The sequence below is a fragment of the Candidatus Pelagibacter sp. RS40 genome (genome assembly GCF_002101295.1).
Classification (GTDB): domain Bacteria; phylum Pseudomonadota; class Alphaproteobacteria; order Pelagibacterales; family Pelagibacteraceae; genus Pelagibacter.
Window position 1 is genome coordinate 1,338,755 of record NZ_CP020778.1, and the last position, 20,562, is coordinate 1,359,316.

Below are 20,562 nucleotides of genomic sequence, written 5' to 3' on the forward strand. Positions count from 1 at the left end.
TTTATATTAATAATTGCTAAGCCAATTTAGTTATTAACGCTATTCACAGGTGTTAAAAAACCATTAAATTCAACGATAAAGTGATACCCTCAAAATTGGTCGTATGTTATCGTCATGGTGAATTAAGAGGCAACTCTTAACTGACCATCTAGGGAAAAATCGAGAGATTCAAGCCTAGAGGGCAGAAAACTTCGCTGAGTAGCGCTAAAATAGCGAGGTGGAAGGCATGGCGGTAGCGCATACAACGACGTGCCAAAAACTACTGTTCTTTGTGCCTGAATAGGCACAAGGTAACAGGGTTTTCCTTTAAAATGATCCTAAAAGGTACTAAGTTTCAGTTAAAAGTTTGGAATTATCTAAAAACTATTCCAAAAGGACAAGTTAGAACCTATTTAGATGTCGCAAAAGCCATAAATAAGCCAAAAGCTGCTCGAGCTGTAGCAAATGCGGTTGGAAAAAACCCAAATGCACCTAAAATACCTTGTCATAGAGTTATCAGATCTGACGGGTCCCTAGGTGGATATTCAGGTCCTGGAGGCATTAAAACCAAGAAAAAACTCTTAAAAAAAGAGGGAATTTTCGTTTAAAAGTAAGCAAAATCAACGTTTTTTTATTTTTACCCATATATAGTTGTTATATTTATATTACACCTATAAGTTGCACTATATATCAATAAATCATTAAAATTGACCCCTCTATGGCTCATTAAATGCCATATTCGATAAATGCATTACTAATAGAAATTACCAGTTTTCATCTAGTATTTATTTAAATATTTAAGAAAAATTTAATTTTTCAAATTGTATACTCTCGCCTTTCTCAAATTAATGCCATTAATTTATGAGATTATTGGGTTACATTGTTTAATTTATCTTTATTTTTAAGGATTTTAATTAAGTTTTGTCATTTATCAGGATGAAATCTCCAAATATAAATTAAAATTTTAATGACAAGATGATAGGTCAGATATATTTCTTTATTATATTTTACCTTAAGTAATTAAAATAATATAACAATTACAATAGTTTACAATAATATATTAATAATCTACTTTATATAAATGTATACTTTACATTTTATTAGATTGCTCTCTTCTAAACACATAAACACCTGAAATAATGATAATTAAAAGGCCAATAAAAGTGTACTTATCAGGAATATCAGAGAACCAAATATAACCAATTAAAATGTTAGTAATTATCTCAAAATAACCCAAAGGTGCCAGTTTGCTTGCATCTGAATAATTGTAGGAAAAGATAATCATACCATGAGCTAAGGCAGCTATTAAGCCCATATTTATAGCAAATAAATATTCAGAAAAAGTTGGTTTAACCCAAATAAAGGGTAAATATAAACTTAAAATTAGGGTTCCAACAGTGCTTGTGATTAGTAATGTTAATAAACCATTATCTGTGTTTTTTAATTTTCTAGTAACAATTAAATATAGAGCGTAACAAAAACCAGTACCTAGCGCTGCAAAACTAGCCCAATTAAATTCTACAATTCCTGGCCTAATTACAATCAAAACTCCTATAAAACCTATTATAACGGCTGTCCATCTTCTTGGCCCCACCCTCTCCTTTAAAAAATAAGGTGATAAAGCAGTGACCATTAATGGACAAATAAAAGCTATTGTTAATGCTTTAGCTAAAGAGATTATCGATATTGAATAGAAGAATAATACACTTGAAGTTAATAGTAGTAAACCTCTTATAATTTGAGACTTTAAATTTTTAGAAGAAACTAAAGAATTTCTAGAAAAAAAAAAAATAAATAACAAAGTGATTAGAGTACTAAAAAAAAATCTAAACCACGTTACTTGCAATACAGGTAAAGAATAAGAAAGATATTTTGCAATTGCATCCATAAATGGCAGAATTAGCCAAGCTGAAAGATTTATTATTGCACCCCTCATAGAGGAAAATATTTTAACGATATAAAAATTACAATAGGTAAAGTTATAAATGACATTATTGTTGAGACAACTATAGTGCTTGCAACACTATCCGTTATGGTTTTTGGAGAATAAATGGCAGCTATAAGATAATTTAAGACAGCACTAGGCATTGATGCTTGAATTAGAAGTACTCCAGCTGCAAAACCAGATAAATCAAAATAAATAATAATTAAAAAACCTATTAATGGACCTAAAATAACTCTTCCTATTGATGCAAATATTGCATTTTTTAAAGAAAAAACTTTTAATTTCGTTAAAGCAATTCCTAAGGACATAAGAATTAAAAAGATAGTTGCAAATGTTAATAACTCAGTCAAATTAATTACTACTTGTGGCATATTAATTTCAAAATACAAAAATAGCACTGATATAACAATTGCATAAAATGGTGGACTTTTAATCAACACAGTAAAGTTAAATTTTCTATCAGCTAAAAAAATTCCAAGTGTAAAATGGAGTAATACAATTAAAGATGATATTGCAGCCGCAACCCCAAGTCCTTGTGCACCATAAGCAAATAAACATATAGGTATACCCATATTGCCAGTGTTAGGTAGGATTAGAGGAGGAAGTTCTCTTATTATATCCTTAGTATTCAACATAAATAAGATGACAATTCCAAGTATAATAAAACCTAAAATTGCAAGAAGATAAAAGAAAAAATAGTCTTTAAAAATCTGAAAATTTATTCCAGTTGAGGTAATAGCGTATATTACCATGGCAGGTGTACCTATGTTAGACGCAAAATTTGTAATGAAAGAAGTATCAAATTTCTTGTCTTTTTTACCTAAATAGTAGCCAATACCTACAATAAAAAAGACGGGAAATACTACTTCAAACAGTTTTAAGTATATTTCCATTATATTAGAAAGCTCATACCATCATAGGCAGGAACAACAGATTTAGGCAGATGCTTCTGTATCTTAACATAATCAATTTCGTTATTCATATTTGTTAAAATTGTTTTTTTTGGTTTGATAATTTTAACTAAATTTAAAACTTGATCTAAATTAAAATGGGATGGATGTGGATCGTATCTTAGACAATCGACTATTAAGTAATTTAATTTTTTAAGTCTTGAGTAGTCTTTTTCAATGATTTTGCTTACATCACTAGCATAAGCGCATGAGTTATTAATTTTATACAATATACTATTAATTTTTCCATGTTTGACAGGAAAAGACTCAATTTGAACCTTTGATTTTTTTACCTTGAAAGTATGTTTTTTTTTTAACTTGTTAAGATTGAAAATTGCGGGATAACCATGATTATTTTTGAAACAATAACTAAAAGACTTTAATAAATAATTAGAAGTCATTTTATCTGCAAAGACATCTAATTTTTTTCTATTTTTTAAGAAAAAAACTCTTAATTCATTAATACCGTGAGTTTGATCACCATGTAGATGTGTGTAAAAAACTTTATCTATATTTTTAATTTTATTTTTTAGTAATTGGGTTTTTAGATCAGGAGATGTATCAATTAATATATTGAATTTATCATGAGTTACTAAAGCAGAACATCTTGATCTAAAATTTTGCTTTATTTTAGGATTACATTTACCAAAATATCCATCAATTCTTGGTATACCTAGAGAACTACCTGACCCTAATATTGTAAATCTAGTTTTCATTATTGAAAAATAGTGTTTCAAAGTTCTGGGTAGTAATATGATCCATGCTAGATTTATCAATCTCCTTTAGTTTAGATAAGTGTTGAAGGGTATATTGAATAAAACTTGGCTCATTTTTTTTTCCTCTCATAGGAATAGGTGCTAAAAAAGGACTATCAGTTTCTATTAATATTTTATCATTTGGTAAAAACTTAAATGTATCTTGTAATTCAACACTATTTTTAAAAGTAATAATTCCACTTGCTGAAAAATATGCATTAAGATCAAGAAGTTTTTTTGCAAACTCTTTTGAACCAGTAAAACAATGCATAAGTATTTTAGGATTGCTATTTTTATAATCATTTAAAATTGAAAAAGTTTCATTTTCTGCATCTCTAGAATGAACTATTAGTGGACAATTGCATTCAATTGAAGCCTCTATATGAATTTTAAAGCTTTTTATTTGAGTTTCTTTTGGGCTATTTTCATAATAATAATCTAATCCCGTCTCCCCTACTCCAATTATTTTTTGATATTTTTTAAACTCCTGAACAATATAGTTTTTCTCAAAATTTGAGGTTTGAACTTCGTGTGGATGAATTCCTATTGATCCATAAATCATAGGATCTTGTTTTATTAAATTTAAAATATTTTTATAACTGTTAACATTAGTTGAAATAGTTAAAAGTTTATCTATTCCAACCTTTTTAGATCTTTCTAAAACATCGTTTAGATTATTTATTAAAGGCTCGTGATCTAAGTGACAATGTGAATCAATCATTTTCTATCTTTTTAAAAAGTATATTTAATTTTCCTATATTTTTTCCACTTTCCAGAAATTTATGATTATCAATATCTTCAAATTTTAGTTTGTCGTCATTAATGTCAAATATTTTTAGAACTTTTAAAGTTGTATCAGGTATAACAGGATTTAATAGTATAGAAATTTTTCTAATTAGATCTAAAGCAGTATAAACAATTGTATTCAATCTATTTTTATCATTTTTTTTCTTCCAAGGTTCTTGATCATTAAAATATTTATTTGATGAAAAAAGCATATCTATAATAAATTTCATATAATCATTGATGTTTTGATTGTCTATTAAATCTCTCAAATATGCTAGATTTTCGAAATTTTTCAAAATCTCCAAATCATCATTTATAAAATCATTAGTTGGGATTTTCGAACCACAATTTTTTTCGCAAAAAGCCAAAACTCTTTGACATAAATTTCCATAATTATTTGCTAAATCACTATTTATACAACTTTCAAGCTTTTCTTGAGATATATTTCCATCATTGCCAAAGGAAACCTCTTTTAAAAGATAATATCTAAGTGTATCTAGCCCATATACATCTATAATTTCTAATGGATCGAGTATGTTCCCCTTTGACTTAGACATTTTTTCATCACCAGATAATATCCAACCATGGCCATAAACTCTTTTAGGCAAAGGTAATTTGGCTGCCATTAAAAAAGCTGGCCAATAAATTGCATGAAATCTTAATATATCTTTTCCAATTATATGAACATCAGCAGGCCAAAAATTTTTATATAATTCGTCTTTAGTATTTGGATAATTTAAAGCACTTAAATAATTGGTAAGTGCATCTAGCCATACATAAATAATATGGTCATTATTTGAAGGAATTTTAATACCCCAGGAAAATGTTTTTCTGCTAACAGACAAATCTTTTAAACCATTTTTAACAAAACTAATGACTTCATTCCTTCTTCCCTCTGGTAAGATAAATTTTGGATTTTCATCATAAAATTTTAGTAATGGTTTTTCCCATTCAGATAATTTAAAAAAAAAGGATTCCTCCTCAACCCACTCAACTGGGGAACCAGAACTTATTACAAAATGTTTATTTTCTTTACTTTCTATTTCATCAGGTTGATAAAATGCTTCGTCAGAAACGGAATACCAGCCCTCATATTTAGACATATAAATTTGATTTTGATCCTCTAGAATTTTCCATAAGTGTTGAACAGATTTAATATGCCTTTGTTCGGTAGTTCTAATAAAATCAGTATTTGATAAATTTAGAGTCTTAGACAAATTTTCAAAAGTTTTAGATATTTGATCACAAAAATCTTGTGGTTTCATATTGTTTTTTTCTGCAGTTCTTTGAATTTTTAAACCGTGTTCGTCGGTACCAGTTAAAAATTGAACAGAATAACCGTCATTTCTTTTAAACCTTGCAAAAAAGTCTGAAACAATACTAGAATAAGCATGTCCCATATGTGGTTTTGCTGAAGGGTAATAAATAGGTGTGGTTATATAGAAATTTTTACTCATTTTAATAAATCTTTAAATTCTAAAAAAAAAGTCTCGATATCAAGATTATATTTTTTGACGTTTGATAATTTTTTTAGAAAATATTCTTTTGCTTTAAAAATATTTTTTTTTTGAGCATTTATATTTTTATAAAAGTATAATTCAATAAAAAGATTAAGATTTAATAATATAAATTCATCTTTTAAATGTGATGGGTTTATTGTGATTTCATATAATAAATCTTCAATGCTAAAATTTTGAATATCTAAGTTATTTTCATTAAAATAAATTGACAAATTAATTAAAAAAACTGGATTATGATAGTAATTTTTAAAATCTAAAGAAATTTGATCATATACATTTTCAGAAAAGTAAGAGTTAACAATATTTTCTACAAATTCATTTTTTAAATTTACTTTGAATTCTATGCATCTTGATTTTAAAGTTTCTAAGACGGTTTTATTTGAATTATATGTTAAAATAAAAGAAAAATTGTTATTTGGCTCTTCAAGAGATTTTAATAATGCATTTATAGAATTTACATTAAGCAGATCTGCATCCTCAATTAATACAAATCGTGTTTTATTATTAAATGATGAACTATTTTGAAATTTAATCATTTCTCTTATCTGGCCTATATCAATATTTTTTTTATCCTTTTTTTTATGAATTTTAAAAACATTGGGATGTGCATTACTTTCAAGTAATTTAAAAGATTTATTACTAGGATTTATTTGGAGTTTTTTTAGATCATATTCAAACGGCTCGTTTTTAGACAGAATATAATTTAGAAGGTGTTTGGATAATACTCCTTTCCCTATTCCTTGTGTCCCACTTAATAATAATTTATTTGGAAGTCTATTTGAATTATGTAAGTTAATTAAATCATTCAAAACATCGCCTAAGCCTATTAGTGTATTTGACATTTAATTATTTTGTTATTTTTTTAAATTCTTTGATAATTCTATTTAAATTTTCAGCAGGTGTCGAATTATTCGAATCTAATAAAACATATTTTTTTTTATTTTTTGATAATTTAAGAAAACCTTTTTGAACTTTATTGTAAAAGCTATTTTTAAAATTATCATATCTATTGTTATTTGATCTTATTTTTAGTCTGTTATTCATATTCTTGTTATTTACAGTACATAAAAAGGTAAGATCTGGTTTAAATTTACCAATTATATAGGAATTTAAATTTTTTATTATATTCAAATTTAAACCCATACCGTAATGCTGGTAAGCTATGGTAGAATCTGAAAACCTATCTATTAAGATTATTTTTTTTTGGTAATTTTTGTAAATAATTTTTGAAACGTTTTCAGATCTAGAGGCTAAGATTAACAGTAAATCAGTTTTTTTATCTAATTTATTGCTCTTTGATAACATTATTTTTCTTAGTTTTTCTGAAAATTTTGTACCCCCGGGCTCTCTTATTTTTATAAATTGATATTTATTTTTTTTTAAAAATTTTGAAAAATTATTAATATTTGTTGATTTTCCTGAGGCTTCTATTCCTTCAAAAATAATTACAGGGTATTTTTTTTTATACATCGCCCCATATTAAAAAATTTATTGAGCTTAAGATACGGGAAATTATATTTTGTTTTTGAACACTTTCCGATGCAAATAAATCATAGTTACCAACTACCTCATCTTTATAAGTAATCTTCATTTTTCCAATGACATCATTTTTTTCTATCGGTGCCTCCAGAGGTCCGTCATAATTAACTGTTACTTTTAGATATTTTTTTTTTGCCTTAGGAATTGTTTTATAGATATCCGATGAAATATATGCTTTAACTTTTTTTTGTCTACCTTGCCATACATCCAACTCTGATATCACATCGTTTTTTTTGCCAATTAAAATTGTATCAAATTTTGTTAATCCCCAAGTCAACAACTTTGCGGATTGCTTAGATCTATCATTTTTTGAATTAAAGCCACTTCCAACTGCAATTAATCTTCTGTTCTTTTTTTTTATTGAGGATGCTAATGAATATTTTTCAACTGCAAGATAACCAGTTTTAATTCCATCAGCTCCCATATTTTTATACAATAAAGGATTTCTATTTCCTTGAGTAATAGGATCACCACCAGTTCTATCCCATGTAAATTCTTTTTCTTTGTAGTAATGATAATATTCTGGGTAATTTTTGATTAAGTAATTAGACATTATTAAAATATCTCGAACTGTAGAGTAATTATTTGGGTCATTGATACCTGATGAATTTGAAAAGTTAGTATTTTCCATCCCTATCTCAAGCGCCTTTTCAGTCATTAATACTGCAAATTCCTCCTCTGTACCTGCGATACCCTCTGCCAATGCAATGCAGGCATCATTACCTGATGCAACTATTATACCTCTTAAAAGATTTTCAACTGATACTTCATCTCCAACCATTATAAACATAGACGAATATCCTGCTGTAGATAGCCTCCAAGCATTTTCAGATACTATAAATTTTTCATCTAGTGTAAGTTCTCCTTTTTTAATTAAATCAAAAGCAATAATTGAAGTCATAATTTTTGTCATAGACGCAGGATATATTGAAAGGTCTGCATCCTTTTCATAAAGAATTTCACCAGATAAATAATCTTGTAGTATTGCAGTTTTAGCATTTACGCTAATTATTGCATTTGATTTGGATGAAAATAAAATTAAAGAAAATAAGATTAAAATAAGTTTTATAGAATTTTGCATTTTATAATTTAATTATATCTATATTATCAAAGTCCATTAGATTTATTTTATCGAACTCAATTTTAATAGACTTTATATTATCAAAGGGTCCTTTATAAACCCTATAAACATTATTATTTATTTTATCTATTGAAATATTACTTAAGTTGTACTCATCAATTAATCTTTTTTTAAGAATTAGAGCCGAATCTTCAAAATATAAGTCTGCAAATTTAATGATATAATTAAACTCCTTCTTTTTTAATTTTAATTTATTTGTTTTTTTTATTTTATTTGTTTCATCGCCCAAATTTTCAATAGTAATGCCATCTACAGGAGCTTTATCTGCTACTTTTTTCTCTTCTTTAAATGTTTTAGCTTTCTTTGCAACAAATGCACCACTGGTATTTATTGTTTGAACGGCAATATAAGGCTCTGATAGATCAATTTCTAATTCTTCTGCTATTCTTTTAGATATAACAGCATTATAAAAAAAAGGATATTTAGATTTTTTACCTATTTTAGCTAAAATATATTTTCCATTTAATAAATTTGTTACTTTTACTGGAGTATCATATTTCAATTTATTATTAAAAATTATAAGCGATCTTTCATCTATTTTTTTATTAACAATTTTGTTTTTATAAAGTTGCTCATCAAAAATTAAGGCAAAACCTTTGTTTGAAAAGTTTTCAAAATTACTGTTATATTCTAAATTAGTATACCTTTGTTCACATGCAAATAAAAAAGTTAAAAGAAGTATAAGAGGAATTTTATAATTCATCTTTGAATTTATCTCTTAAGGTACAAACAGCTAATGCAAATCTTAATGACCTGTTCCATTTTAATATTAAATCATAATTATCAAAAACTATATAAGCAGGTGAAAACTTTTTTGCATTTTCAACAATGTCAACATCAGGTGTAATAATTGCTGAATTAAGATTATTAAATTGTTTTAAATAATCACTATTTTCAATGTACTTTGAAAAATACTTTACTTTTCTTTTATTATTTAGTTTTTTTGCTGAAGTATTTAAAAATTCTAATGGGATATCATCTTTTAGATTTATTTTATAAAAACATGGAATATCATTTTTCCACCCTAAATTTTTTATATAATTAGCAGCTGATGCAAATGAATCTTCAATATTTTTTAAATCAATTTTTTTATCATTGTTATAATCAATTGCGTGGTTAGTAATTGTTGATGGCATAAATTGAAAATTTCCAAAAGCTCCAGCCCAAGATCCAAATAAAGTGTCAGGATCAATTATATTTGCATCAACTAATTTTAATAAAGTTATGAGTTCCGATGTAAAAAATTTGCTACGTCTTTTATCAAAACTTAGTGTAGCTAACGAAGAAACAATATCCATTTTTCCAAGATATGTTCCAAAATTAGTTTCTATACCCATCAATGCTAATAAAAGATTTTTATCAACTAAAAACTCGTTAGATACAATTTCAATTAATTTTTGGTTTGAATTATAAAGATTTCTGCCCTTAGCAACTTTTTTTTGAGATGTTCGTTTTGATATATAAGTATAAGTATCCTCATAAAATTCAGGTTGATATCTGTCATATTTAATTACATCAGGAAGAAATCTTGTATTATCTATTACTCTATTTAGTGTTTTTATACTAATACCTTCATCTAGAGCCTTTTTTTTAAAGTCAATTTTCCAATTTTCAAAATCTGAGGCAGATAAAAATTTAAAGCTAAATAAAAAAAAGATTATATTTATTATAAATAATTTAGTTATTTTCATATAAATCTCTAATATAAATGAATACAGCAATCCATATTAAAATAAAACTAACTAACTGGTTAATATTGAAAGGCTCATTGAACAAAAAATACCCTAAAATAAATTGTAATGTGGGTGTAATATAAAAAATCATACCTGTAGGTCCAAGACCACACAATTCTACACCTCTTACATATAAAAATAATGGAATCACTGTCATTGGGCCTGCCATCATAAGAATTAACATCAAAATAGGATTTGATAGTGAGAAGTCATTAAAGTTATTTTGAGTAATAAAATAAAAAACTATTAGTATAAAAGGCAAGATAAATAAACTTTCTATAAATAAACCAATATCTGTTGATACTGATATTTTTTTTCTGAGTAAGTTGTAAAAACCCCAACTTAAAGCAACTGATATTCCAACCCATGGTATAGATTTAAAGTCAATCAGAAAGATATAAAATATTGAAACTAAAACTAACAAAATAGAAACAAATCTTTTCTTATTTAATTTTTCTTTAAAAAAAAAATATCCTAAAAAAACACTTAATATCGGCATGATAAAATATCCAAAACTTGCATTAATAACTTGATTGGATGAAACTGCATAAATCCAAACTGCCCAATTTAAAAATATTAATACCCCAGATAAAAATAGAATAAATAATTGTTTTTTATTAGATATAATTTCCTTAAAAATCTTCCATTTTGAAAAAATAATTGTTGTTACTAAAAGTGTAACTGCAGTCCACAAACTTCTATGCACAACAACTTCTATATGACCTGCAAAAGAAATATACTTAAAATATAAAACACCAAAAAAGCCCCACCAGAAAGATCCAACTGCACTTAAGAACAAACCTTGGTTAAAACTTTTTTTATCCATAATGAAATTATTATTAAAAAGATTTTGATTAATATCTTATCTATTTTATTGTTGAAATATATATTAATACTTATAAAACCTAGCTCACGGAGAGATGGCTGAGCGGTTGAAAGCACCGGTCTTGAAAACCGGCAAAGGGGCAACTCTTTCCTGGGTTCGAATCCCAGTCTCTCCGCCATTAATATTTTTCTTTAAATTCTCGCAATTTTATTATGACTTTAGATAAATTTTGGTTATCTTTTGACTCAGAAATTTTAATTAATTCTTCATCACCAAGGTTAATTAATTTATTCAAATCTTCTAATTCTTCTAAATTTAAATTTTCAACAATTTCATTTACAAACTTATAAACAAATAAGTCCATTTCTTTAGTGCCTCTATACTGAGCTCTATATTTTATTTTATTAATAAGATTTTGCCTGTTTGAATCCATATAATAAAGATTTATATATACTTTATGCAGGATTATGAATATTTTTTATCAAAAATTAGTAGTATTAAAGGGATAGGTAAAAAAACAACACAATTATTTTTAAAAAAAAAAATATTAAATATTTTTGATCTATTGTGGCACGCACCTATTTCAAAAATAGAAACTTCAAAAACAGTAAACATTGATCAATTACAAATAGGCAAAACTCAATCAATACAACTAGTCCCGAAAAAGTATAATTTTCCTAGAATAAGAAATTTGCCCAATAGGGTTAACTGTTTATCTTCTGAAAAGAAAATAGATTGTATTTTCTTTAATAGTTTTGAAGGCTACATAAAAAAAATACTTCCTCTGGATCAAGAAATAATTATTTATGGAAAAGTAGGTTTTTATAAGGGTAAATATCAAATAACTAATCCAAAATTAGTGTCAGAGACAGAGGATGGAAATATAAAAGATATAAATACTTATAGTCTGACGGAAGGACTCACAGCTTCAAAATATAATAAAACTATTGAAATCATATTTAAAAATATGCCTGTACTTAAAGAATGGCATAACGCAGAAATTTTAAACTATTTCAATAATGTAAGTTGGGATCAATCCATTAGAAAGATACACAGTGAGGAAATTGAAAATCTTCAGAATTCAGATTACCTAAGAAGATTAATTTTTGATGAAATTATCTCAAACTTTTTAATCTCATCTGAAATAAGAAAAAAAATTAAGAAAATAAAAAAAAAAGAAAAGATTTTTGATCCAAATATTTGTCAGAAATATTTAAAAAAATTCAAATTTATACTTACAAATGATCAAATAAAGGCAATGAAAGAAATAAATAATGACCTCAAATCAAAACAAAGAATGTTTAGGCTACTTCAAGGTGATGTAGGATCAGGAAAAACAATAATTGCACTAATTGCTGCGTTGAATGTTATAAAATCAGGTTTTCAAGTAGCTTTGATGGTTCCTACTGAAATACTAGCTAAACAACACTATAATTTTGCATCAGATTTATTTGGAAAAGATATATCAATTGAACTATTAACAGGAAAAACTGAATATAAACAAAAAAAAAGCACATTAGAAAATATAAAACAAAATAAAATAAAATTGATCATTGGCACACATGCCCTTTTTCAAAAAAAGGTAGATTATAAAAATCTTGGTTTAATTATTATCGATGAACAACATAAATTTGGTGTAAGACAAAGAAAAGAATTGTCAGACAAAGGTGGCAATAATTGCGATGTACTTGTCATGTCAGCAACCCCGATACCTCGTACTATGATAATGACAATCTATGGAGATATGGATGTTACTTTAATTAAAGAAAAACCAAAAAATAGAAAAGCAATAACCACTTATAGTAAATTAGAAACAAAAGTAGATGAAATTATAAAATTTTGTAAAAAAGAAATTTCCTCTGGTAATCAGATATTTTGGGTTTGCCCACTTATTGAAAAATCACAGAAACTTGATCATCAGTCTGCTGTTGAAAAGAGTAAATTTTTAGAAAAATATTTTAAAAACAAAATTGGCCTAATTCATGGATCAATGGAAAAGGATGAAAAAAATAAAGTTCTTGATGATTTTTTAAATAAAAAAATTGATGTATTGGTGTCAACAACTGTTATTGAAGTAGGAATTGATTTCCCAAATGCAAATGTAATCATCATTGAAAATGCAAATAAATATGGGTTATCACAATTGCATCAACTCAGAGGTAGAGTTGGAAGAGGTGACAAACAAAGTACATGTATTTTAATGTTTAAGTCAAATTTAAGTGAAAATGCAAAAAAAAGAATAAATATTTTAAAAAGCTCAAATGATGGTTTTGAAATTTCAGAACAAGATATGGTTTTAAGAGGTTATGGAGATGTATTAGGATTTAAACAAAGTGGTTTAAAAAAATTTAAATTGGCAGATCCTATTTTACATAAAGATCTTTTTATATTAGCAGAAAAAGAGGTTAAAAAAATTGAGCTAAAAGATAAACAGATTGGTGAGTATTATAAATTACTTAAACTTTATGATCGTGCTTCAATCTTAAATGATATTATTTAGCTTGAGGGTTTGAGGTACCTGCAGAAACAATAAACTTAGACGCCTCCTCAAAACTCATATCTAAATATAAAACCTCTTCTTTTGGAAACATTAGTAAAAATCCACTAGTTGGATTTGGTGTTGTTGGAACAAATACATTAACAAGATTTTTGTTTGTTTTTTTTGAGATTTCTCCTTCATTGTCTTTAGTTGCAAATCCAACTGCCCAGCTTCCTTTTCTGGGATATTCAATTAAAACTACACTTTTTCTATCTCCCTTTTTAGGAGCTAACGACTCTGTCATCTGTCCTATCGCTGAATAAATAGTTCGAAGAATAGGAATTCTTTTAAATAAATCGTTTACGAATTGTAAAATTTTTTTTCCTATAAATGATAAGGATAAACTTCCAACTAAGGTTATAAAAATAATTGCAAGAACTATTTCAAGACCTGGGATAGCAAATGGCAAATAAGTATTTGGGTTTAGCTCATAAGGTATTAGTTTAGAAGAAACAGAGATAAAAAATTTTGTTAAATAGAGTGTAATACCAATTGGAATTAATACGACTATTCCTGTGATAAAATAATTTCTTAATTTAGCAAATAAAGATATGCTTTTTCTTTTAAATTTTGCCATATTTTAATTATAACTTGAATAAATTACAAATGATACTGCAAGAACAAATAAGAAAACTAAAATCTTGTTATTTAAAATCATATAGTTGTTTATTAGTTACATGTAATATAATTGTGAGTAAAAGTGAATAGAAGAAATTTCATATATTTAATGGGGTGTGGATGTGCATCTTTTGGTCTTCATGCCTGTACAAGTGTTCCTATAACAGAAAGAAAACAGTTAAGACTTATACCTGAGGCAAAACTTAACGCTCAAGCAGAACAATTATACGAAAAAGTGAAAGAAAAAGAAAAGCTTAGCAAAGATATTACAACTTTAAATAAAATAAAAAATATCGGCTCAAAAATTGAAAATTCAATAACTGAATATTTTGCAAGAAGTAATCAACCGGATCCAACAGCTAATTTTAGATGGGAGTATATTTTAATAGAAAACAAAAAAGTAAAAAACGCATGGTGTATGCCTGGTGGAAAAATTGCGGTTTATACAGGTATGCTTGATATTACAAAAAATGATAATGGATTAGCTGCTGTAATGGGTCATGAAATAGCTCATGCAGTAGCAAAACACTCAGTTGAAAGAGCAAGTAGAGGAACGTTATTAAATGTGGGTACAAAAATTTTAGATATTGCAACTAAAGGTGCTGTATCTAATGTAAATAGAACAACTGGGATGGATACAGTTGGTTTGTTATCTCAAATTGGAATTATGAATCCTTTTAATAGAAAACAAGAGAGTGAAGCTGATTACTTAGGTTTAATATTTGCGTCATTATCTGGCTATGACATAAGAGAGACAGTAAAAATTTGGGAGAGAATGCGAGAAGCTAATAAAGGTAAGGAACCACCGGAATTCATGAGTACACATCCTTCCTCAACCAATAGAATAAATAACATCACCTCTTGGATAAATGAGGTAACTTTAGAATATCCACCAATTTCTTAAAATTGGTGAGCCGTGATGGACTCGAACCATCGACCCATTCCTTAAAAGGGAATTGCTCTACCAACTGAGCTAACGGCCCAACGGGGGTCCTTATATTGATTTTTATCCATTTATCAATGGATAATTTTTACAGAATGTTAATATACTTATCGTGAAATTCTTCAAAAGTTCCATTTTTAATATTTTTTCTAATCTCACTCATCAACTCCTGATAAAAGTTAATATTATTTAAAGTTAACAGCATAGATGCTAACATTTCATTAGTATTAAATAAGTGATTCAAATAATTTTTTGAGTACTTATTTAAGTCAAATTTAGAAACATTTAAATCTAGAGGCGAATTATCGTTTTGATATTTTGCATTTCTTATTTGTACTCTTCCATTCCATGTGAATGCCAAACCAGTTCTGCCAGATCGTGTTGGTAATACACAATCAAACATATCAATACCTCTTTTAACTGCACCAATAATGTCTGAGGGAGTACCAACGCCCATAAGATATCTAGGTTTATCTTTTGGTAAATAATCTTTAACTCCATCCAATACATCAAACATTTCTTTCTGGGTTTCTCCAACCGCCAAACCACCCATCGCATACCCATCAAAATCAATATCTATAAGCTGCTCTAGTGATTTTAATCTTAAGTCATTAAACAGACCGCCTTGAACTATTCCAAATAAACCTTTGTGAGGATTGTCGCCAAATGCATTTTTTGATCTTTTTGCCCAATACATAGATAAATCCATTGATTTTTTAATTTTCTCAAAATCATCAGTTTTTTTTGGACATTCATCCATTACCATTACTATGTCTGAGTTGAGGCACTTTTGAACTCTAATACTCTCCTCAGGACTTAAAATAAACTTATTACCATCAATATGAGATTGAAAAATAGCACCCTTCTCTCTATCAATTTTATTAAATTTTGATAATGACATTACTTGAAATCCACCAGAGTCAGTTAATATAGGAAGGTTGCAATTCATAAATTCATGCAAACCTCCAACGCTTGAAATTCTATCAACACCTGGTCTTAACATTAGGTGATAGGTGTTTCCCAATATTATTTCGCTTCCAGTTTGAACTACATCTTTTATGAATGCGCCTTTTACGGTCGCCTGTGTACCAACAGGCATAAAAGCAGGTGTATTAATATCACCTCTATGGGTTTCAATAACTCCTACTCGTGAATGGTTTTCAGTATGATTAACATTAAAATTAAATTTTTTTAATGCCATTCATTTTTATTCAGACTTAAAACTAATTATTTTATCTGGTTCAGAAACTGATCCATTAGGACCATCACCTTTTTTAATTTTATCTACAAACTCCATTCCTTCAATAACTTTACCAAAGACTGTATAGTTTCTATCTAAATAAGAGGCTGACTCAAAACAAATAAAAAATTGACTATTAGCACTGTTTGGATCAGAAGATCTTGCCATAGATACAGTGCCGCGTTCATGGGGCAAATCATTAAATTCTTGTTTTAAATCAGGTAAGTCAGATCCGCCCATTCCTGCTCTTTGCAGATTAAAATCGGATGATGAGGAATTTCCAAATTTTACATCTCCTGTTTGAGCCATAAAGCCATCAATAACTCTATGAAATACTACATTATCATATTTACCACTGTTAGCTAACTCAGTAATTCTTTTTACATGATTAGGGGCAACATCTGGAAACATTTCTATTTTAACATCTCCATCTTTTAATTTTAAAATCATTATATTCTCCTTTGCATTTAGTTTTGAGGTTAAAGTTAATAAAATAAATAATAATATATTTATATATTTAAGCATATCTCTCCTTTAAAGATTTGATTGTACTCTTAGTTGTAAATTTTTTTAAATCTCCATTATGTTGAGCGATTTCTTTTACAAATCTTGAGGAAATAATTTGATTCTCAACATCAGACATTAAAAATATTGTTTCTATTTTATTGTAAAGTTTTCTATTCATTCCAGCTAATTGAAACTCATATTCAAAATCTGAAACAGCTCTAAGACCTCTTAGAATAATATTTGATTTATATTTTTTGCACAAATCTGTTGTTAGTGAATTAAATGTAATAACATCGATATTTTTTTTGGTAAATTTAAGATCAGAGAACAAAGCTTTCTTAACAATATCTACTCTCTCATCGATTGGAAATAAAAAATTTTTTTGGTTTCCATCAGAAATTGCTACAACAACTTTGTCTACAAATTTTAAAGCTTTTTTAATTACATCTATATGACCAAAGGTTATAGGATCAAAAGTACCAGGATATATTGCAATATTTTTCATTAAATTAAATTATCATCTAATTTAATAGCCGAAACTACTTTTTCATCACCAGAAAGTTTAATAATTCTAACTCCTTGAGTGTTTCTTCCTGCTACTCTTATCTCTTTAACAGTAGTTCTGATAACTCTACCTTTGTCAGTTGATATTAATATTTGATCACCCTCAAAAACTGGGAAAGATGATGATACATTTCCATTTCTTGATGAGTTGACAATACCAATTATACCTTTTCCACCTCTATTGGTTACTCGAAAATCATAATGGGAAGTTCTTTTTCCATAACCATTCTCTGTAATTGAGAGTATAAATTTTTCTTTAGCCTTTACCTCTGATAATCCATCTTTTGAGGATTTTTTTGGAATTTTTTGATCATGATCAATTATAGATAATGATACGATTGCATCTTTGTCAGATAAATTTATACCTTTAATGCCTTTAGACGATCTACCTTTAAATACTCTCAATTTTTTAGATTCAAATCTGATGCATTTTCCAAACTTTGTGCTTAAAATAATGTCTTGATCATCTTTGCAAATTTTTACACCGATAATTTTGTCATCACTATCTAATTTCATAGCAATTTTACCTGATTGATTAATAGAACTAAAATCCTCTAAATTATTTTTTCTAATTTTTCCTTTGGCTGTAGCAAAAATAATATGCATTCCTTTTGTATCAACATTTTCATCTGGAAAAGGCATAATTGAGCTAATAGATTGGTGATTTTTAAGTGGTAGAATGTTGAATAAAGATTTACCTTTTGATGATGCAGATCCTTCAGGTATCTTCCAAGCTTTAATTTTGTATGCCAATCCCTCTGTAGAGAAAAATAGAACTGAAGTATGTGTATTGACTGATAAGGTTTGAACTACTGAGTCTTCATCTCTAGTTTTAATACCTGTTTTTCCTTTTCCACCTCTTTTTTGTTGTTTTACATTACTTAATGCACCACGTTTAATATATCCTTGTAACGTAATTGTAATGATTACAGCCTCTTTTTGAATAGTTTCTTCAATATCATAATTTAATACGGCATCAATTATTTGTGTTCTTCTTGGTTCAGAAAATTTATCTTTGATTTGTTGCAAGTCAGCACTAATAACTTTTAGTAACTCTGCTTTAGAATTAATAATTTTTTTATATTGAGTTATTAATTCAGCTAATTTTTTTATTTCTACTTCAATTTCGTTTATTCCTAAAGCAGTAAGTTTCTGTAATCTTAACTCAAGAATAGATACAACTTGCTCATTAGATAAACTATAAGTTCCTTTATAATTTTTATTATCAACTAATTTAATCAATTTTGCTGACTTGTTTATCTTCCACTTTGTTTTTAATAGTGAATTCTTAGCCTCTTCAGGATTTTTGGATTGTCTTATTATTTTTATTACTTTATCTATATTTTCAACACTGACCGATAATCCGATTAAAATATGAACACGATCTTCTGCTTTTTTTAGATCATATTTAGTTTTTTTTATTACTACATCTTCTCTAAATTTTAAAAAATTTTCTAAAAAATCTTTTAAATTACAAGTCTTTGGTTTGTTATCTACAATAGCTAAAGTATTGAAACCAAATGAACTTTCAATGGATGTATATTTATATAATTGTCTTTTAATTGTTTCAGGTTCAACACTTGATCTTAAATCAATTGCAACTCTAATTCCTTCTCTATTAGACTCGTCTCTTATATCTCTAATTCCTTCAATTTTTTTTTCTCTTACTAATTCAGCTATTCTCTCATTTAAAACAGATTTGTTTACTTGATAAGGTATGGAGGTTATTACTAATCTTTCTCTACCCCCTTTAGCTTGCTCAATCTTAATATCGCCTCTGATTTTAAAAGAACCTCGGCCAGATTTATAACCTTGTTTAATAATATCTTTGCCAATAATAATACCACCAGTTGGAAAATCTGGACCAGGGACATGTTTCATCAATTCACCTAATTTTATGTCCTTATTTTTGATTAAAGCTAAAGTAGCATCTACAACTTCACCTAAATTATGAGGAGGTATACTTGTTGCCATACCGACAGCAATTCCTCCTGCTCCATTAACTAATAAATTTGGATACTGTGCGGGAAGGACATCTGGTTCCTGTTCTGTTTCATCATAATTACTTTTGAATGAAACTGTATCTTTTTCTATGTCGTCTAATAAAAATTGAGCTATTTTTGCTAATCTTGTTTCTGTATATCTCATAGCAGCTGGTGGATCACCATCAATTGAACCAAAATTTCCTTGACCATCAATTAATGGAAGGCTCATTGAAAAATCTTGAACCATTCTAACTAAAGCGTCATATACGGCTTGATCACCATGTGGATGATATTTACCAATTACATCTCCGACTATTCTTGCAGATTTTCTAAATTGTTTTGACCAATCAAAACCTCCCTTATGCATTGCATACAAAATTCTTCTATGTACTGGTTTTAAACCATCTCTTACATCAGGTAGAGCTCTACTTATTATAACGCTCATTGCGTAAGACAAGTATGACGAACTCATTTCATCATACATTGAAATTGGTTTGATATTTAAATCTTTAGGTGCCTCGTTTTTTTGCATAAAAACTAGAATGGAATATCATCGTCCATATCGTTTTGAGCAATGCTATTGTCTTCAAAATTTTGTTTATTATCTTGAGAAGGGATCGAATTTTGATTTCCACCACCTAACATTGTTAAAGAAGAATTATAACCTTGTATTAAAATTTCTGTCGAATACTTATCTTGACCAGACTGTTCATCTTTCCATTTTCGTGTTGAAAGTTGTCCTTCAACGTATACTTGTGCGCCTTTTTTGAGATACTGTTGAACGACACTAACTAGTCCCTCGTTAAATACAACCACTCTATGCCATTCTGTTTTCTCTTTTTTTTCTCCTGTGTTTTTATCTTTCCAGGATTGACTAGTTGCAAGGCTTAATCTTGCAACACTTTTGCCATTTACCATTTGTTTCACTTCTGGATCTGCGCCTAATCGACCGATTAAAAGTACTTTATTTAAACTACCTGCCATAATATTTT

Annotated in this window: 21 protein-coding genes and 2 tRNA genes; 4 read left to right on the forward strand and 19 right to left on the reverse strand. The window is 27.6% G+C overall.

Annotation, left to right across the window (positions count from 1 at the left end):
- The first annotated feature begins 311 nt into the window (after positions 1–311).
- Positions 312–587: a methylated-DNA--[protein]-cysteine S-methyltransferase gene (locus B8063_RS06925; protein WP_075521470.1), complete on the forward strand. Its 276-nt coding sequence runs from the start codon at positions 312–314 to the stop codon at positions 585–587.
- 482 nt (positions 588–1,069) lie between these two features.
- Here B8063_RS06925 and B8063_RS06930 read toward each other — a convergent pair whose 3' ends face one another.
- The 11 genes from B8063_RS06930 to rarD are packed head-to-tail and all read right to left on the reverse strand — an operon-like array spanning position 1,070 to position 11,174.
- On the reverse strand, positions 1,070–1,915 hold the full coding sequence (locus B8063_RS06930; protein ID WP_085070735.1) for a DMT family transporter: 846 nt from the start codon (positions 1,913–1,915) through the stop codon (positions 1,070–1,072).
- Entirely contained in the window at positions 1,912–2,817 is a 906-nt protein-coding gene (locus B8063_RS06935) for an AEC family transporter (RefSeq protein ID WP_085070737.1), read from the reverse strand. Before B8063_RS06935 ends, B8063_RS06930 begins: the two co-directional genes overlap by 4 nt.
- Positions 2,817–3,590: an MBL fold metallo-hydrolase gene (locus tag B8063_RS06940; protein WP_085070739.1), complete on the reverse strand. Its 774-nt coding sequence runs from the start codon at positions 3,588–3,590 to the stop codon at positions 2,817–2,819. Before B8063_RS06940 ends, B8063_RS06935 begins: the two co-directional genes overlap by 1 nt.
- Positions 3,580–4,350: a TatD family hydrolase gene (locus B8063_RS06945; protein WP_085070741.1), complete on the reverse strand. Its 771-nt coding sequence runs from the start codon at positions 4,348–4,350 to the stop codon at positions 3,580–3,582. Before B8063_RS06945 ends, B8063_RS06940 begins: the two co-directional genes overlap by 11 nt.
- On the reverse strand, positions 4,343–5,872 hold the full coding sequence (gene metG / locus B8063_RS06950; RefSeq protein ID WP_085070743.1) for a methionine--tRNA ligase: 1,530 nt from the start codon (positions 5,870–5,872) through the stop codon (positions 4,343–4,345). Before metG ends, B8063_RS06945 begins: the two co-directional genes overlap by 8 nt.
- Positions 5,869–6,777 carry a hypothetical protein gene (locus B8063_RS06955; protein WP_085070745.1) on the reverse strand — a complete coding sequence of 303 codons (909 nt, stop codon included), beginning with the start codon at positions 6,775–6,777 and terminating at the stop codon, positions 5,869–5,871. The genes metG and B8063_RS06955 overlap by 4 nt, the downstream gene beginning before the upstream one ends.
- A 4-nt stretch (positions 6,778–6,781) precedes the next feature.
- Positions 6,782–7,405 (reverse strand): dTMP kinase, encoded by a 624-nt coding sequence (tmk, locus tag B8063_RS06960; protein WP_085070747.1) that lies wholly within the window; start codon positions 7,403–7,405, stop codon positions 6,782–6,784.
- Complete coding sequence (locus B8063_RS06965; RefSeq protein WP_085070749.1) at positions 7,398–8,555, reverse strand: D-alanyl-D-alanine carboxypeptidase family protein; 1,158 nt, start codon at positions 8,553–8,555, stop codon at positions 7,398–7,400. Before B8063_RS06965 ends, tmk begins: the two co-directional genes overlap by 8 nt.
- Before the next feature lies 1 nt (position 8,556).
- Entirely contained in the window at positions 8,557–9,318 is a 762-nt protein-coding gene (locus B8063_RS06970; protein WP_085070751.1) for a hypothetical protein, read from the reverse strand.
- Positions 9,308–10,306 (reverse strand): lytic murein transglycosylase, encoded by a 999-nt coding sequence (locus B8063_RS06975; RefSeq protein WP_085070753.1) that lies wholly within the window; start codon positions 10,304–10,306, stop codon positions 9,308–9,310. The genes B8063_RS06970 and B8063_RS06975 overlap by 11 nt, the downstream gene beginning before the upstream one ends.
- A complete protein-coding gene (gene rarD / locus B8063_RS06980; protein ID WP_085070755.1) occupies positions 10,293–11,174 on the reverse strand; it encodes an EamA family transporter RarD in 882 nt (293 codons plus the stop codon). The genes B8063_RS06975 and rarD overlap by 14 nt, the downstream gene beginning before the upstream one ends.
- Before the next feature lie 88 nt (positions 11,175–11,262).
- On the opposite strand from rarD, the gene B8063_RS06985 reads away from it, so the two are divergent.
- Positions 11,263–11,352, forward strand: a tRNA-Ser gene (locus B8063_RS06985).
- Here the strand turns inward: B8063_RS06985 and B8063_RS06990 are convergent.
- The gene (locus B8063_RS06990; protein ID WP_075521458.1) at positions 11,353–11,607 is read right to left on the reverse strand and encodes a succinate dehydrogenase assembly factor 2; all 255 of its coding nucleotides are present in this window, start codon (positions 11,605–11,607) and stop codon (positions 11,353–11,355) included.
- 24 nt (positions 11,608–11,631) lie between these two features.
- On the opposite strand from B8063_RS06990, the gene B8063_RS06995 reads away from it, so the two are divergent.
- Positions 11,632–13,674, forward strand: coding sequence for an ATP-dependent DNA helicase RecG (locus B8063_RS06995; protein ID WP_085070757.1), 2,043 nt, complete (start codon positions 11,632–11,634; stop codon positions 13,672–13,674).
- On the opposite strand, the gene B8063_RS07000 is transcribed toward B8063_RS06995, so the two are convergent.
- Positions 13,667–14,290 (reverse strand): DUF502 domain-containing protein, encoded by a 624-nt coding sequence (locus tag B8063_RS07000; RefSeq protein ID WP_085070760.1) that lies wholly within the window; start codon positions 14,288–14,290, stop codon positions 13,667–13,669. The two genes, B8063_RS06995 and B8063_RS07000, sit on opposite strands and share 8 nt — an antisense overlap.
- Before the next feature lie 123 nt (positions 14,291–14,413).
- On the opposite strand from B8063_RS07000, the gene B8063_RS07005 reads away from it, so the two are divergent.
- Entirely contained in the window at positions 14,414–15,235 is an 822-nt protein-coding gene (locus B8063_RS07005) for a M48 family metallopeptidase (protein WP_085070762.1), read from the forward strand.
- A gap of 3 nt (positions 15,236–15,238) precedes the next feature.
- On the opposite strand, the gene B8063_RS07010 is transcribed toward B8063_RS07005, so the two are convergent.
- The 6 genes from B8063_RS07010 to ssb form a co-directional block, all read right to left on the reverse strand.
- Positions 15,239–15,314: transfer RNA gene (locus B8063_RS07010), tRNA-Lys, on the reverse strand.
- Between the two features lie 48 nt (positions 15,315–15,362).
- Positions 15,363–16,475, reverse strand: coding sequence for a tRNA guanosine(34) transglycosylase Tgt (gene tgt, locus B8063_RS07015; RefSeq protein ID WP_085070764.1), 1,113 nt, complete (start codon positions 16,473–16,475; stop codon positions 15,363–15,365).
- Between the two features lie 6 nt (positions 16,476–16,481).
- A complete protein-coding gene (locus tag B8063_RS07020) occupies positions 16,482–17,039 on the reverse strand; it encodes a peptidylprolyl isomerase (protein WP_085070765.1) in 558 nt (185 codons plus the stop codon).
- Entirely contained in the window at positions 17,032–17,526 is a 495-nt protein-coding gene (gene coaD, locus B8063_RS07025) for a pantetheine-phosphate adenylyltransferase (RefSeq protein WP_075521452.1), read from the reverse strand. Before coaD ends, B8063_RS07020 begins: the two co-directional genes overlap by 8 nt.
- On the reverse strand, positions 17,526–20,102 hold the full coding sequence (gene gyrA / locus B8063_RS07030) for a DNA gyrase subunit A (protein ID WP_085070767.1): 2,577 nt from the start codon (positions 20,100–20,102) through the stop codon (positions 17,526–17,528). The genes coaD and gyrA overlap by 1 nt, the downstream gene beginning before the upstream one ends.
- 5 nt (positions 20,103–20,107) lie before the next feature.
- Entirely contained in the window at positions 20,108–20,554 is a 447-nt protein-coding gene (gene ssb / locus B8063_RS07035) for a single-stranded DNA-binding protein (RefSeq protein ID WP_085070769.1), read from the reverse strand.
- Positions 20,555–20,562 lie beyond the last annotated feature (8 nt).